Genomic DNA, 15,126 nt, shown 5'->3' on the forward strand with positions numbered 1-15,126 from the left:
AGGATGGCGGATCAATATTGTAGCCGTCACCCTTCGAGGCCTTCGCTGCGCTACGGCACCTCAGGGTGACGGCAGAAGGAAAGCGTCGCTTAAAACTGCCGTCCCTGCTCGCGGCCTTGGTCGCGGATCGCACCGAGGTGCTCGTTGATCCGGAACACGATCAAAATCAGTTCGGCGCTGATGCGTGAGAAGATGATTCCCACGACGATTCCCGCGAGCGCCGACAGCAGCAGGACGAAGCCGCCGAACGGGCTGACGGCCATCAGCGTCAGCGCAGAGAATATGCCGGAGATGCCGAACAGGATGATCAGCGCGATCACCAGCCAGTAGAACGCCTTGATGATGGTGGGCGTGATGAACCTGTCCCACTGGAAGAGATCCTGGAATTGAAACATGGGTTTTTCTCCAGATGAGCCGCGGTTGGACGACGGCGGGCGAACGATGGCGAATCAGCCACAGACTGAATCGCTCCGGATGGATGGTTTGTCGCATATCGCCGAAAAGGACGGAAGGCGAGTGCGGAACGGACCGCTTGAGGTGTCCGCAAATAACGGCCAAACTGCGCCCGTCCACAATGCGATCGAGAAAATGAAACTGACATTCGAAGATTTCAAGCCGGGCCATTTCGGCACGTTCGGCCCCCACCATGTGTCGCGCGAAGATATTATTTCGTTCGCTTCCGAGTTCGATCCCCAGCCGATGCATCTCGACGACGAAGCTGCCAATCGCTCGATGCTCAAGGGCCTATCGGGCTCCGGCTGGCACATGTGCGCGCTGTTGATGCGTATCAGCTGGGACGGCTTCATCCACAACATCGCGTCCGCCGGTGCGCCGGGCGTCGAGGACGTGCGCTGGCTCTCGCCGCTGCGGCCGGGCGACGATCTGACGGTTTCGGTCGAGGTTCTTGACACCCGAGAGTCCCGAAGCCGATCCGACATCGGTTTCGTTCGCATCAAGAACGATATGCGCAACGCTTCCGGACAGACGCTGATGCTCGCCACGCTTCCGATTATGGTGCTGCGGCGCTCCGCGGCCGGCGCCAATTGAGGATTCGGTGATGCAGTATTTTGAAGAGATGAAGATCGGCGATCGCCGCGAACTCGGATCATTCACCTTTACGCCGGAAAATATCAAAGCCTTCGCCGAGAAATTCGATCCGCAGCCGTTTCATCTCGACGAGGAAGCGGGCCGCAAGTCGCCGTTCGGCGGGCTCGTGGCATCGGGTTGGCATGTCGCGGCCGCCTGGATGAAGCTGACCGTGGCGGACTTCAAGCGTGAGGCAGAGGCCCAGGTGGCGCGCGGCGAGCCGGCCGTTCTCGGAGGTCCGTCGCCCGGATTCGAGAACATGAAATGGATCAAGCCGGTGCTGGCCGGCGATACCTTGACCTATGATACCCAGGTGTCGTCGCTGCGGCCATCGGGCTCGCGTCCGCAATGGGGTCTCGCTGAATTCCACAACACCGGCATCAACCAGCGCGGCGAACTTGTGTTCTCCTTCACGGGCAAGGCGTTCGTTCCGAGGCGGCCGACAACGTGATGCGGGCCGGCGCGGACCGGTCAAGGCTCATGTCCGCCATGTGATCGCAAGAATCGCGATCGCAATGGCGAGCAGCACAACAAACCGCAGAAGGATGGTTGTGAGCTCAGGCCGCTGATCGCTGCCTGCGAGCGGTTCGGATTGGCTCGTCCTGATATTTTTCACGGATGTGTCCCACTGAATCGGTTGGCGGATTGTAGCCGGCCAATTCGTTGGTCGTGTCAGAGTGAAAACAGGTTCATTCGCCGTGAAATGAATTTCGCCGCCCCTCCGTTCAGGAAGAGGCGGCGACAAGTTTGCCGGGAGGTGACCGCGGCATGATTTCCTGAGCGGAGATCACGCCCGGCAACAGGAATCTCTCAGGAAATTTCAGTCCTGACGCGGCTCGGGCGCGGAGCGCCGCCATTGCGCGAGATTGTCCGCGATCATCCGGGTCGACTTCATCGCGGTCTGGCCGAGCTGGGCGTAGCCCGCGAGTTCGCGCTGGATGCGTTGGCCCTCATTGTGCATCAGCGTGCGCAGGCCCTCGAGTTCGGCGATCAGGTTCTCGATTTCGCTAAGCGAGGCTCCTGCCACGCGATGGATCAGCGTGTTGACGCTGCCGACCGCGGCATCGGCGGAGGTGTCTGCCGAAGGCTCCGTCGCGGGCGTGGTCGAAGGCGAACGGCGAAGATAGGCGACGTCCTTGCGGACGAAGTCGCGAATGCCCGCTTCGACTTCGGAGACGGCGGCGAGGTTCTTGTCTTCATCCGTCAGTTCAGATTTTTCGGCTGGCAGCGCATTCATCGGCTGTTCCTTTCGCTGGAGTGAGCGAGCGCGGATGTCCCCGCACGACGAGTAGCGGTATATGTGTCCAGCCGATCGTGACCAGAACGCGGCAAATATGCGGCAGGGGGCGATTCATACCGTGGACAAAACGGGAAAGCCCCGAATGGTAGCTGTCCGGTTAAGAGGAACTTACCACTGGTGCCTGAAGCCGGCCGTCAGGCTTCGGTTCGCAACGCCCTCGGGTGTCTCGCTCACCGATCCGGTGATGGTGACGCCGCCGAACAGCTTCTGTTCCGCGCCGACACGGCGCAGCCATTTGTTGTCGGCGGTGGAATGCGTCTGTCCGGCGATGAAACTGGTGCCGGTTTCGGCGATGCCGAGCTTGGCGGTTTGATCGGTCTCGAAGATGCGTGTCGAAGCGCCGAGCCCGAACACAGGCACCAGCGTCTGCTGCGTGACGTTGTATCCGTTCTGCAGCGTCAGCGAATACTGGTCGCCGCCGAACGGCACCGACTTGCTGAGCGACGTTCCGAACTTGCTCTGGTCGGCCGCCGGATCGGTCCGCGCCTCGATCGCAGTCTTGTCCCAGATCGAGCCGAGGCCGGGCGCGGTCATCGACGCCCATGCACTGCCCGTCGATTGCGAGAGCTGATTGTCATGCGCGATCTTCTCGGCAAGAACTTCCGAAGACGTCGTCGGCGTCCGGGTTGTGACATTGAGGTCGGCGCCGACGCGGGTGTCCCAGAATGGCGTGATCGGCTGCTTGACGGTGACGGCGGAGGATCCATCCGGTTTGTCGGCGCGGCTCCACGACCACGGGTCGCCGCTTGACGCCGTGACGTTCGGCTTCCGGCCGATCACCGCAGGCGTCTCGTACACCGATGTCGGATCGGTATTGAGCACGCTCCAGTCGATGTCCGCCGGTTCGACGAAATCGGGGGCGGCGGTTTCGGTGGCCGGCGCGGAAGTCGGGTCGACCGTCTGCGCAAAACAGGCCGACGCTGTGCACAGGCTCACTGCGAGTGTCAGCGCGATCCGTCGATTCCAGGCTTGCGATTGTTCAGGTTGAAGTCGGGTCGGCGTCATTGGCAATCCGTCCGGCGGCATTTGCAATTCGATCTGGGACGACGCAGGTTAATAACACCTTTCAGCGTCACGGGCATGACCGCCGCGCCACTCTCAATCTTCCGGCAATACAGTGATCTTGTTTCAATTGCGTTTGTCGCAATTGTGACTGCGCCGGTTCAACCTGCTGTGAGCAGTGAGAGACTGGTCAGATACACAAATGCCCCGCGCGGGCGGGGCATTTCGAAAGCGGTCGGCGGTATCTGGAGAGGCGTCGGTGCGTTACGCGATCTGCGGCAGATGAATCTGACGGCCCAGTACCTGTTCGACGAGATCGAAAGTATCGACCACGGCGCGCAGACTGGTCAGTTTATTGCCCTTGAATTGGGCAAAAAGCGCAACCCGCACGCTGATCGGATTGCCGGACTTCGACGGCGTCAGTGAATAGCGCATCAGTGAGGCCGCCGATTCCTCACCAAGCATGAGCGATTCGCGGTCGAAGCGATGAAGTTGCACGAGGCTGGAAATCTCACGCACCACATCGATAACGGCCCGCTTGCCATGCCTTGCGCCCAAAAAAGCGAACATGTCGATAGGGCCATAAATTGCCCAGTCGATGTTGTCATCAAGAATCGATTCGAGTTGATCAGTCTGACGCTCGTTCAGCGCACGATAAAACGCACGCGAAAAGCGCCAGAGGCTATGCTCTGTCATCTTGCGGTCCTGAAATGTCTTTTTAACGAACAGCAAACGGCAAAAAGGGCATCGTCTGTGACGCCCAGCCAAGAATGCTGAATTCCCACTGCTGCGATTTACATAGCAATTTTATTTCGTATGACAACACGCGCTGCTGCAATGCACAATTGTAAAAAACGCAGGTTTGGCGATTAAAATTCGCTCATGGTCTCGTCCGGCCTAAAATAGGCGCAACTTGCCAGGCTTGGCCGTCAGATGTCGTCTTCCATACGGATGCGCGACCGTGCGGCGAGAACGCCCGCCCCGATCGCGCCGGTCAGTCCGCCCAGCACGCTGCCCGTCGGCGCAAATGTAAAGAATACCAGCATCGCGGCCTCGCCCTCGAAATCGCGGGTTGGCACCAGATTGATCCAGGCGATTCCAGCCAGGATGCCAACAGCCGCGCCAAGGATGAGACCGGCAAGGGTCCCTAACGCAGCGAGAACGACTGTTTTCATGATGCCCCCGTTTCCGGATCGAGGCCCGGCAACGGTTTGGTCGGCGGGAGTCGCCAAAAAGTTCATTGACGGTGGACGATCGATGCGCCGAAGCCACAGCGAGTGCGGCTGCTGTCTTTCCCGGAATGAAGGTTGCATGGTTTGTATGCGCCGGCCGGTCACGATGGCGCCACAACAGATCGGACAAACTCGGTTCAGTCGCTATAGTTGGCGCCGGATCGCTTGCATTCGACGCCGCATCCATCCTCAGGGGCCTCATGTCCGATACTCTCGACTTGCCCACCCGCGAACTCATCCAGCCACCAGAAATCGATCTTCGTCGCATCGGCTCGCATCCCGACCATTGGTATCCGCTGGCATGGTCGAAAGAACTCAAGCCCGGCAAGACCTACGCGGCGCAATTTGCCGGCGAGCCGATCGTGCTGATCCGGCCGAAGGACGGCGGGGCGGTCTTCGCGCTGGAAGATCGCTGCGCCCACCGGCAGGTACCTCTGTCAAAGGGCGTTGTGGAAGGGTGCGCGGTGCGCTGCTGCTACCATGGCTGGACCTACGATGCGTCGGGCAAATGCATCGACGTGCCATATCTGGGCAAGGACAAGTTGCCGAACGGCGTCCGCGCCTATCCCTGCCGCGAGCAGGACGGATTGATCCTGATCTGGCCGGGCGATCCGAAGGTCGTTACCGAGCTGGGGCCGCTGGGCTCGGCGCACGACAAGGCGTTCAAGACCCGCCGTTTCGGCAAGCAGGTTCGCTGTCACTACACGTTTATGCACGAGAACCTGATGGACATGAACCATCAGTTCCTGCATCGCCGCCAGATGGGCAAGATTGCGCCGCGCTATCTCGGCCGTCGCAAGGGCGATGACTGGATCGAAGTCGACTACAGCTTCGCACGCACCGAAGGCAGCCAGCCGCTGGGCGAAGCTTTGATCCTGTCGAGCCGCCGCGGGGCTGACCGCGTCAGCCGCGACCTGATGACCATCCGCACTGAATATCCGTATCAGACCTTGCGGATCTGGACGTCCGGCGACGAGCCGGTAATGCATCTGTGGATCGCCTATACGCCGGTCGATGCCGAGCAGAAATTCAATCGCACCTTCGGTCTTCTGTCCGTGCGCCGTCCGAAAATTCCCGGGCTGCTCGATCTGGCCTGGCCGGCGCTGGTCTGGTTCACGGAGCGGATTTTCGCGGAAGACCGCGAGATCGTCGAAATGGAGCAGCGCGCCCACGACGCGCAGGGATCGGACTGGAATGTCGAAGTGTTTCCGCCGATCCGCGATCTGCGCGCACTGCTGGCCGCCAATGGTCAGCCCATGCCTTCCTGAGTCATGCCTTCCTGAGTCATGTCTTTCTAAAGCATGTCTTCTTAAGTCGTGACTTCCTGAGGCCGCTTTTCATTTCCTGAAACATTGTGCAACGCCCCCGTCCGAAAACGGGCGGGGGTGGCTTGCGCGGGGCGTGGCCATACGTCATTTTCAGACAGCATTTTGATCAAGCCATTTTCCTGATGTTGTGTCTGGAACACTTCATGCGCCGTTCCCCCGCAGTGTGGATCGTTACCAGCCTCGCTTTGTCTTGCTGGGTTGCGGTTGCGGTACAGGATCCGGCGCGGGCAGAAACGGCGAACGAAGCTCGCGCGAGCAGTTGCGCGCCTTCGTTCTCGAAGACCGGCCCAGATGCGGAGGCTTACGGCGCGGGGCAGAACTATCCGCTCGGCACCATCGCGGATCGCACCCGTCAGGATCGCATGGTCGCCACCTTTAGCAATTTCGACCGGCTGTTGCCCGCTCACGTGGTGCTGCCGCCGGCTGCGCCGTCGCCGCTGGCGCGCAACTGCGACCGGACGGATTTCACCTATACCTTCGACGGCGAGCGTTTCACCGTCGATCAATATCTGGCGCGGCATCCGACCACGGGACTTCTGATCGTGAGGGATTCCACGATCCTGCTGGAGCGCTATCAATATGGCCGCCGCGATACCGACCGCCTGCTGTCCAACTCGATGGTGAAGACGATGGTTGCAATGCTGGTGGGTATCGCGATCAAGGAGGGCAAGATCAAATCCATCGAAGATCTGGCGCAGGACTACGTGCCGGAAATGAAGGGCAGCGCCTACGGCCAGACATCGCTACGCGCGCTGCTGACCATGAGTGCGGGCGTCGAGTTCTCGGAGTCCTACGATGGCAAGGATGACGCCGCCGCGTTCAACCGCAGCCTCCGCCGCTCCGATCTGCCCGGCGCGGCGGTTCAACTGACTCACTACAACAAGCGGATCGCACCGCCTGAGACGAAATTCGCCTATGCCGGAACGCAGACTGAAGCACTGGGCCTTGTGCTGATGGCTGCCACCGGCCGGCGCCTATCCGATTATCTGTCGGAAAAAATCTGGAAGCCAATGGGGGCTGAGGACGAAGCAAGCTGGACCGTCGACGGCCACAATCAGGAGCAGGCTTACTGCTGCCTTGGCGCGCGGCTGCGCGACTATGCACGGTTCGGGCTTCTGCTCGCCAACGGCGGCGGCGGAGTCATTCCCGAAGCGTGGGTGATCGACGCGACCACCGCGCCAGAGGGGTCGTTTCGCGCGCCGCGCGTAGCGACGCCTTTCTACGGCTACGGCTATCAGACATGGATCGTTCCGGCGAAACGGCGGATGTTCGCCATGCTCGGCATCAACGGTCAGGCGATCTTTGTCGATCCAGCGTCCAAGCTCGTGATGGTGCATACCGCCGTGCGTCTGAAGCCGAGCAAGGACCCCGCGGCGCGCGAACTGATCGCCATGTGGTTCGGGCTGGTGCGGGAGCTTGGCGTTTCAGCGGCGCGGTAAGCGACGCGTCTCGGGACTATCGCTGCATTGCGGCGTTGACGCTGGTTGCGAATGCGTCAGTCAGATCGTGACCGAGCAATTGCTGGATGAGATCGAAGGAATCGAGGAACGAGCGGTGCTCGATGATGAGCCCCGCCTTCACCGTGTAGAACACCGCGGTGCTGAATTGCACGATGCGCTGATCGTTGCGCTTCTGCAGGTTCACTTGCAGGATCGTCGCGACGCGCGGCCCGTCGACAGCGATGTAGTCGATCGTGTATCGCCGGCTCGAATACCGCTTCTCCTGAATTTGGATCGCCTCTTTGACCCATGCCTTGCCGTGCTTGTGACCGAGATGCGGGAAGATCTCGACCGGAGCATGGGTAATGGAATCCAGTTCGTCGTCGCAACAGCTTGTCGCCCGGGCGACATCGCCGGCATAGAACGCATCGACAAAGGTCAACACGCACTGTCTAGACTGTTGATCAGTCATTTTCGTTGTCTCCCATTTGCAGGTTCCGTAAGTGGGAACCCGGAGGGGGGCAAGCGGCCTTTGAGACAAGGTTTAACGAAGTCTCTCCAATGTTTGCTCGATTTATCGGGACGCGATGCGTCCTGCGGTCACTGATAATTCACGCTCCATTGCGAGACCTGTGGACGCACGCGGCGGAGCACCAGATTTTTCGATGCGACGAACTGGTCGCCGGTCACCGACGCGAAACGCGGCGGCAGCGGATTTGCGATGCCGGGCTCAAGCTTTATCTTCAGGGTGCAGCCGCCGGGCAGATCGGAAAATGGGCCTTTCAGTCCCGAAATCTCGCCGCCACCGACGCCGCCGAATCCCATCATCCGGAATTCGTCGCCATTGAGCTTCACCAGATCCTTCAACGCGAGACCGTTGCGCACGCCGCCCGGACCCGTCCAGGTCGAGGGTGCCTCCACGGAAACGGCCATGGGTCTGGCCCGTGCCTTGTTGTCTTTCCAGTAGACCACCAGACGCCTGGTCGGGTCCTCGTCGAAGATCACGCTGGCCTGGGTCTTCACATCCCTCATGATATCGACGTCCTTGAACACGACGTTCTTCGCGCCGAACTCGCTCACGAGTTTGGCGTGGGTGGTGTCTTTGGCAAACGGCCCGTCGCAGGCGAGGGAGGGTGCCTTCGGGGCATTCTTCAAGGTATTAAGCGGTGTATCCTGCGGCATCGGCTCCGGCTGTTTGGCCGGCTTGTCCGATTTTTTCGCGGCGTCCGCGCCGGTCAAAGCGAGGGCGCAGATCAGGAAAGCGCCGGATATTGATCGAATGCTGGTCATTATCGATCCGTGATGGCCGCCCAAAATCAGAGCATGGCTTTTATGAGACGATGCTGCAATTGTTTCCGGAACGGCATCCGGCGCCCTGCGTTGTTGGATTGCAGATGGGAGACTCGTATGAACAAAACCGTCCCGCCAGTCCCGGAGGAGAACCGCAGCGACAAAGGTCCCGGCAGCGCGCCGAAAGTGGCGATCGACAACACCAAGGGTCATCGCGACGATGAGAAGCATAATCTCGATGAACAGGCGGCACACGGCAATCTGAAACAGAACACCAGCAACCGGCGGTCAGGTTAAGAGCGGTCGGGTGGACGGCGCGCGAATGGCGTCATAAAGTTCCGGTGTTTCAGTTTAACCTTCGTATTCCAGCCGAGGCGCTGCACGAACGCCGGATACAGTCACCAGCATGAAAGCCATTGCGATCCTGACGAGCGGCGGCGATGCCCCGGGAATGAACGCTGCGATCCGCGCTGTGACGCGCAGCGCGCTTGATCGTGAGATCGCGGTATACGGTGTGCGGGAGGGGTTGCAGGGATTGATCGATGATCGCATGACCCGTCTCAGCGCGCGCGATGTGGGCGGCATCATCCAGATCGGCGGCACGTTCCTCGGCAGCGCGCGATCCAAGGAGTTCCGGGAGGAAAGCGGGCGGTCGAAGGCGCTGCGCAACCTTTCCGCGCGCGGCATTGACGCTTTGGTGGTGATCGGCGGAAATGGTTCACAGACTGGCTCGTCCGCGCTGCATGCTCTGGGTTTTCCGGTTGTCGGCATCGCCTCGACCATTGACAACGATTTGTATGGCACCGACGTCACCATCGGTTGTGACACCGCCATCAACGTCACGCTTGAGGCCATCGATCATCTGCGCACCACGGGCTCGTCGCATACCCGCGCGTTTCTGGTCGAGACCATGGGCCGTAATTGCGGCTATCTCGCCATGATGGCGGGGCTGGCCGGCGGGGCCGAGGTGATCTCCACGCCCGAGTTTGAAGTGTCCGCTGCTGAAATTTCCGCGCGGCTGCGCGCGGCTTATGAGCGGGGCAAGACCCACGCCATCGTGGTGATCGCCGAGGGCGTCAAGGAGAATGCTGCGCATATTCTGGCGCACTTCGAGAAAGATCGCACAAGAACCGGGTTCGAACTGCGCGCTACCGTGCTTGGCCACGTTGTGCGCGGCGCGCCGCCGACAGCATTCGACCGGCTGCTGGCGACAAGGCTCGGCGTTGCCGCGCTCACCTCGCTGGGGGAAGGCGTGTCGGGGGTTCTGATCGGCGAGCAGCGTGGAGAACTTACCCGCACGCCGCTGGCTGAAATCGCCGGCCGGACAAAGCCTATTTCCACCAACCTGATCGATCTCGCCCGGGTGCTGGCAAAGTAAGCGGGCGCAACGTGCGTCTGTTGCGCGGGTAGTCCGCGCATCAGGAAATGTTCATTCCGGTGCAGCAGAAGAAATTCCGGCCTCGCTACAACATCTTGTGTGGCGACGGAATTCACACGGGCAAGGTCGCTCCTTGCCTGTTCGCGAACTTATCGACGTTCGGGATAGACAGAATTGCTTGCGGTGCTAGTATGTTTTCGCTCCCGATGGGACGAAGGACTGCTGTCCTTACGCAGCGACAGCATGATCACTTCAATACGTCCAATCCGGCGCACCGAGGTTTCTCGGAGAAGCCCGCGATGACGCGGCGCGAACTGAAGACGCAAATTACCAACGTGGCGACGAAAACGTCGGCGGCGTAATTTGTGATGTGTTCCCGGCGCGATCGTTCAGGCTGGGGATTTCCCGGACGACTTTTTCGCGGTCTTCTTCGCAGGCGTCTTGAGCTTGCCGGCGTCTGCCTTCTTTGCAGGCTTTTTCGCCGGGGCTGTCTCAACCGCCTGCCGGATAGAGCGCTCGTAGCTGTAGGCTGCGTTATCGGCCGACATCTGAAGACGCTTCACGGTGGCCGTGCCAATCTCCAGCACATCCTTCGCGATCTGCTTCAACTGCTTCCGGGCGTCCGCATCCTTTGCCTTGACAGCGAGCGCGGCATAACGATCGCGCTGCTTTTTGACGGCCGCCGTCAGGGTCTTGTGCTGCTGTTTCGCGAGTTTTCGGATGATTGCGTCCAGATCGGCATCCGCCATTGTTCGGCCCCTCAATTAACGTGCAGAGAATTGTGGTGATGACCTAGCAGGTGCCGAGGGGGGATTGCAAACAGGCGATCATTTGGACGAGTCCCGCTGCATCATGTCAGCGCGCCGCGCCGGCGATCATCTCAAACGACCTCAAGCGCGTCGGATGGTCATACACATCGGAGACGACGATCAACTCGTCGGCGGCGGTTTCTTTCACCAATGCATTGATCCCGGCGCGAACCGTTTCGGGGGAGCCGACAATGGACCGCGCCAGCATCCGCATGGCCTGCGCTTTTTCGGATGGCGACCAATAGGTCTCGATATCGTCTATGGGCGGCTGGCTGAGGCCGCGCGCCCCGCGGAACATGTTGGTGAAGGACATCTGCTGGGTCGTGGCCAGCCGCCGCGCCTCGGCGTCGCTGTCGGCCGCGATGATGTTGACGCCGACCATGGCATAGGGCCGGTCGAGCTGTTCGGACGGCTTGAATCTCGCGCGGTAGATCTCCAGCGCAGGCAACAACTCGTCGGGCGCGAAGTGCGACGCGAACGCATAAGGCAGCCCGAGCTCGGCGGCGAGCATGGCACCGAAATGGCTCGACCCGAGAATCCAAAGGGGCACGTTGGTGCCCGCTGCGGGCACTGCCTGGATGCGCTGCCCCGGACCGGCAGGCGCCAGAAAAGCTTGCACCTCCAGCACGTCCTGCGGGAAATTGTCGGCGGCTTCGGGTGAACGCCGCAAGGCGCGCAGCGTGAGTTGATCAGTCCCCGGAGCGCGCCCCAGGCCCAGATCGATACGGCCTGGAAACAACCGCTCCAGCGTTCCGAACTGCTCGGCGATCACATAGGGCGCATGGTTCGGCAGCATGATGCCGCCGGCGCCGACGCGGATGGTCTTCGTCCCGGCGGCGATATGCGCCAGCACCACCGACGTGGCCGCGCTCGCGATGCCCACCATGTTGTGATGCTCGGCCACCCAGATGCGGCGATAGCCCCAACCTTCGGCGTGGGACGCAACATCGCGTGCATTGTCGAGCGCGCCTCGCGCGTCTGTTTCTTCCGTGACGCGCACAAGCTCAAGGATGGAAAGGGGTGTCATGGGGACTTTCGGATTGGGCCGCGCCGTTTGCGAGGATGCGACGGACTGCGCTCATCGGGGAGGGACAGGCAGGGATCGGTCTGGTGTGTCGCTTTATATGGAGACGAATCCGGTCATTGCCATGCCGTAGCGCATGCCTCTTCATCGCGATCGCGCAGAGCCTGCGGGCGAACCGCGCCTACCTCTTCTTCCAGCCACCCCTATGTCCCGGCGCACCGCCGCTTGAACGCGGCGAGGGGCTGGCCGGGCGGCCGCCGAATTCCGGGCCTGATTCGCGCGAGTTGATCGGCTGGAAGATTTTGCTTTCGGTGCCCGGTCCCATCTCGTCCAGCGTCGGCTTGCGCGGGCGTGCGACGTTCTTGCGATCCGGCTTCACCTCATGCCACGTCGCGATGCCCATTTCATCGAGGCCCGGTTTGTGCACGCGCGACTTGTTGCGCGCCGCCGCCTTGTCGAGTTGCGCAGGCAGGTTCGCCGCATCGCCGTATTTCTTCTTGCCCGCATAGGCGCCGGCCTTCGCCGCCACGCCGCGCTGCTTGATGGTCGGATCGTCCACCACGGCGAGCTCCGTCGCGCGCAGGCGCTTCACCTCATCGCGTAGCCGTGCCGCTTCCTCGAAGTTGAGGTCGGCGGCGGCTTCGCGCATCTTCGTTTCCAGATCGGCCAGCACCGCCTCAAAGTTGTGGCCGATGGCGACCGCATCGTCGGCCATGCCGCCGTCACCGATTTCCACCAGCACGTGATCGCGCTCGTAGACGCTGCCGAGAATATCACCGATCGAACGCTTGATGCTCTCCGGCGTGATGCCGTGGGCGGTGTTGTACTCGACCTGCTTCTCGCGGCGGCGGTCGGTCTCGGCGATGGCGCGCTCCATCGAGCCGGTGATCTGGTCCGCATAGAGAATGACTTTGCCGTCGACGTTACGCGCGGCGCGGCCGATGGTCTGGATGAGCGACGTTTCGCTGCGCAAAAAACCTTCCTTGTCGGCATCGAGGATCGCGACCAGCGCGCATTCGGGAATGTCGAGACCTTCGCGCAACAGGTTGATGCCGACCAGCGCATCGAACGCGCCGAGCCGCAAATCGCGGATAATCTCGATACGCTCGATGGTGTCGATGTCCGAGTGCATGTAGCGCACGCGAATACCCTGCTCGTGCAGATATTCGGTGAGGTCCTCCGCCATGCGCTTGGTCAGCACGGTGATGAGCGAGCGATAGCCGGCCTGCGCCGTGGCGCGAACCTCGCCGACCAGATCGTCGACCTGGGTGCGGGCGGGGCGGATGTTGACCGGCGGGTCAATGAGTCCGGTGGGGCGGATGACCTGCTCCACGAACACGCCGCCGCTTTCGTTCAACTCCCAGCCGCCCGGCGTCGCCGACACCGCCACGGTCTGCGGGCGCATCATGTCCCACTCTTCAAAGCGCAGCGGGCGGTTGTCCATGCAGGAGGGCAGGCGGAAGCCGTATTCCGCAAGTGTCGCCTTGCGGCGGAAGTCGCCTTTGAACATGCCGCCGATCTGCGGCACGGTGACATGGCTCTCGTCGGCGAACACCAGCGCGTTGTCCGGCACGTATTCGAACAACGTCGGCGGCGGCTCGCCCGGTTTGCGGCCGGTGAGATAGCGCGAATAGTTCTCGATGCCGGCGCAGCTTCCGGTGGCTTCCATCATTTCGAGGTCGAAGGTGGTGCGCTGTTCGAGCCGCTGCGCTTCCAAGAGGCGACCCTGCGCGTTCAACTGGTCGAGCCGCCATTTCAGCTCGCTCTTGATGCTCTTCATGGCCTGAATCAGCGTCGGACGCGGCGTCACATAGTGCGAGTTGGCGTAGATCTTGATGAACTCAAGCTCGTCCTGCTTGTGCCCGGTGAGCGGATCGAACTCCTCGATGCTCTCGATGACGTCGCCGAACATGTTCACGCGCCATGAGCGGTCTTCATAATGCGCCGGGAAAATGTCGATGGTGTCGCCGCGCACACGGAACGTGCCGCGGGTGAAATCGTGCTGCGTGCGCTTGTATTGGAGCGCCACGAGATCGGCGATGAGCTGACGCTGGTCGATGCGCTCGCCCTTCTTCATCGCGAATGTCATGGCGGTATAGGTTTCCACCGAACCGATACCGTAGATGCACGATACCGAGGCCACGATGATGACGTCGTCTCGTTCCAAGAGCGCACGGGTCGCGGAATGGCGCATGCGGTCGATCTGTTCGTTGATCGAGGAATCCTTCTCGATATAGGTGTCGGTGCGCGGGACGTAGGCTTCGGGCTGGTAGTAGTCGTAATAGGAGACGAAATACTCCACCGCGTTGTCGGGGAAGAAATTCTTGAACTCGCCGTAAAGCTGCGCCGCCAGTGTTTTGTTGGGCGCGAGGATGATTGCCGGGCGCTGCGTCGCCTCGATCACCTGCGCCATGGTGTAGGTCTTGCCGCTTCCGGTGACACCGAGCAACACCTGGGTGCGGTCGTTGCGCTTGATGCCTTCGACCAGTTCCTTGATCGCTGTCGGCTGATCGCCCTTGGGCTCGTATTCGGACTTGATCTCGAACCGCACGCCGCCTTCGGATTTCTCCGGGCGCGGCGGGCGGTGGGGGGCCCAGACCTTGACCTGGCCATCATCGCCGCGAAATTCCGGACGGCCGTCGCGGATGAGATTTTCGAGCGCATCGGCTGTGGCCTGCACGCCGAGCGCTTCCATCTTGTTGCGCGGAGGACGGGCCATCGCGGCGGCGTCTTCCTCCTCGGTTGTGAAGCCGAGTTGCTTCGCCAGTTCGGGATCGAGCGTTGGGATCGGTGCGCTGGTGCCGTAGTTGGCTTGCGGGGCTTCCTCGAAACCCTGCCGCGCGCCCGTCGGCTGCGGGTTGGGACGCAGCGGAGCTGAGCGTGGTTCGCCCTCGTTGAAATCCTTCGGGGTCGAAGACCGCGCGCGATGGATCGCGGCCTCGCCGCCGGAGCGGCGATCCTTGGAATTGTCGGGCGGTGGCTGCAGGCCGGTGCCCGACCCCATGCCGGCATCACCACGGTTGATCGCGGGATTCAGCAATTCCGCCAGTGCCGGGCCGATCGGCTGCACGTCGGGGCGGTGCGCCTTCGACTTCGGGGTTTTCGGAGATTTTTTCGGGGAATCGGGGTTCTTCGCCATGAGTGGAATATGGGACGCGAAGCGGGACCAGAAAAGGGCAATTCCTTCGCCGGAGCCGATGAAGTTTGCGATGAAATTTGTGCATTTGTCCTGATAGGC

The 15,126-nt window shown here is 61.4% G+C and carries 16 protein-coding genes; 6 read left to right on the forward strand and 10 right to left on the reverse strand.

Features of this window, described 5'->3' with window-relative positions; genetic code table 11:
• Positions 1-89: 89 nt before the first annotated feature.
• Complete coding sequence (locus tag LVY71_RS05670; RefSeq protein WP_235098839.1) at positions 90-395, reverse strand: DUF4282 domain-containing protein; 306 nt, start codon at positions 393-395, stop codon at positions 90-92.
• A gap of 193 nt (positions 396-588) precedes the next feature.
• Here LVY71_RS05670 and LVY71_RS05675 point away from each other — a divergent pair, with 193 nt between their 5' ends.
• Both LVY71_RS05675 and LVY71_RS05680 read left to right on the forward strand, forming a co-directional pair.
• Positions 589-1,047, forward strand: coding sequence for a MaoC family dehydratase (locus LVY71_RS05675; protein ID WP_235098840.1), 459 nt, complete (start codon positions 589-591; stop codon positions 1,045-1,047).
• 10 nt (positions 1,048-1,057) lie between these two features.
• Positions 1,058-1,537, forward strand: coding sequence for a MaoC family dehydratase (locus tag LVY71_RS05680; RefSeq protein ID WP_235098841.1), 480 nt, complete (start codon positions 1,058-1,060; stop codon positions 1,535-1,537).
• A 369-nt stretch (positions 1,538-1,906) separates the two neighbouring features.
• On the opposite strand, the gene LVY71_RS05685 is transcribed toward LVY71_RS05680, so the two are convergent.
• The 4 genes from LVY71_RS05685 to LVY71_RS05700 form a co-directional block, all read right to left on the reverse strand.
• Positions 1,907-2,323: a hypothetical protein gene (locus LVY71_RS05685; protein WP_235098842.1), complete on the reverse strand. Its 417-nt coding sequence runs from the start codon at positions 2,321-2,323 to the stop codon at positions 1,907-1,909.
• Positions 2,324-2,494: 171 nt separating this feature from the next.
• Positions 2,495-3,391: a hypothetical protein gene (locus LVY71_RS05690; protein WP_235098843.1), complete on the reverse strand. Its 897-nt coding sequence runs from the start codon at positions 3,389-3,391 to the stop codon at positions 2,495-2,497.
• A gap of 261 nt (positions 3,392-3,652) precedes the next feature.
• Complete coding sequence (locus LVY71_RS05695; RefSeq protein WP_235100022.1) at positions 3,653-4,084, reverse strand: nuclear transport factor 2 family protein; 432 nt, start codon at positions 4,082-4,084, stop codon at positions 3,653-3,655.
• A gap of 233 nt (positions 4,085-4,317) precedes the next feature.
• Positions 4,318-4,563: a hypothetical protein gene (locus tag LVY71_RS05700; RefSeq protein ID WP_235098844.1), complete on the reverse strand. Its 246-nt coding sequence runs from the start codon at positions 4,561-4,563 to the stop codon at positions 4,318-4,320.
• A 257-nt stretch (positions 4,564-4,820) separates the two neighbouring features.
• On the opposite strand from LVY71_RS05700, the gene LVY71_RS05705 reads away from it, so the two are divergent.
• A complete protein-coding gene (locus LVY71_RS05705) occupies positions 4,821-5,888 on the forward strand; it encodes a Rieske 2Fe-2S domain-containing protein (RefSeq protein ID WP_235098845.1) in 1,068 nt (355 codons plus the stop codon).
• 203 nt (positions 5,889-6,091) lie between these two features.
• Complete coding sequence (locus tag LVY71_RS05710; RefSeq protein ID WP_235098846.1) at positions 6,092-7,387, forward strand: serine hydrolase domain-containing protein; 1,296 nt, start codon at positions 6,092-6,094, stop codon at positions 7,385-7,387.
• A 16-nt stretch (positions 7,388-7,403) separates the two neighbouring features.
• Here the strand turns inward: LVY71_RS05710 and LVY71_RS05715 are convergent, their stop codons facing one another.
• Positions 7,404-7,859, reverse strand: a complete 456-nt coding sequence (locus LVY71_RS05715) for a nuclear transport factor 2 family protein (protein WP_235098847.1) — start codon at positions 7,857-7,859, stop codon at positions 7,404-7,406.
• Between the two features lie 128 nt (positions 7,860-7,987).
• Positions 7,988-8,677, reverse strand: a complete 690-nt coding sequence (locus tag LVY71_RS05720) for a hypothetical protein (RefSeq protein WP_235098848.1) — start codon at positions 8,675-8,677, stop codon at positions 7,988-7,990.
• Between the two features lie 117 nt (positions 8,678-8,794).
• Here LVY71_RS05720 and LVY71_RS05725 point away from each other — a divergent pair, with 117 nt between their 5' ends.
• Positions 8,795-8,974: a hypothetical protein gene (locus LVY71_RS05725; RefSeq protein WP_235098849.1), complete on the forward strand. Its 180-nt coding sequence runs from the start codon at positions 8,795-8,797 to the stop codon at positions 8,972-8,974.
• A gap of 109 nt (positions 8,975-9,083) precedes the next feature.
• The gene (locus LVY71_RS05730; RefSeq protein WP_235098850.1) at positions 9,084-10,055 is read left to right on the forward strand and encodes an ATP-dependent 6-phosphofructokinase; all 972 of its coding nucleotides are present in this window, start codon (positions 9,084-9,086) and stop codon (positions 10,053-10,055) included.
• Positions 10,056-10,444: 389 nt separating this feature from the next.
• On the opposite strand, the gene LVY71_RS05735 is transcribed toward LVY71_RS05730, so the two are convergent.
• The 3 genes from LVY71_RS05735 to uvrB form a co-directional block, all read right to left on the reverse strand.
• Positions 10,445-10,804 (reverse strand): hypothetical protein, encoded by a 360-nt coding sequence (locus LVY71_RS05735; RefSeq protein WP_235098851.1) that lies wholly within the window; start codon positions 10,802-10,804, stop codon positions 10,445-10,447.
• A gap of 106 nt (positions 10,805-10,910) precedes the next feature.
• Positions 10,911-11,891 carry an LLM class flavin-dependent oxidoreductase gene (locus LVY71_RS05740; RefSeq protein ID WP_235098852.1) on the reverse strand — a complete coding sequence of 327 codons (981 nt, stop codon included), beginning with the start codon at positions 11,889-11,891 and terminating at the stop codon, positions 10,911-10,913.
• Between the two features lie 178 nt (positions 11,892-12,069).
• Positions 12,070-15,027: an excinuclease ABC subunit UvrB gene (gene uvrB, locus LVY71_RS05745; RefSeq protein WP_235098853.1), complete on the reverse strand. Its 2,958-nt coding sequence runs from the start codon at positions 15,025-15,027 to the stop codon at positions 12,070-12,072.
• Between the last annotated feature and the right edge of the window lie 99 nt (positions 15,028-15,126).

The organism is Bradyrhizobium sp. G127, from assembly GCF_021502575.1.
Lineage (GTDB): Bacteria > Pseudomonadota > Alphaproteobacteria > Rhizobiales > Xanthobacteraceae > Afipia.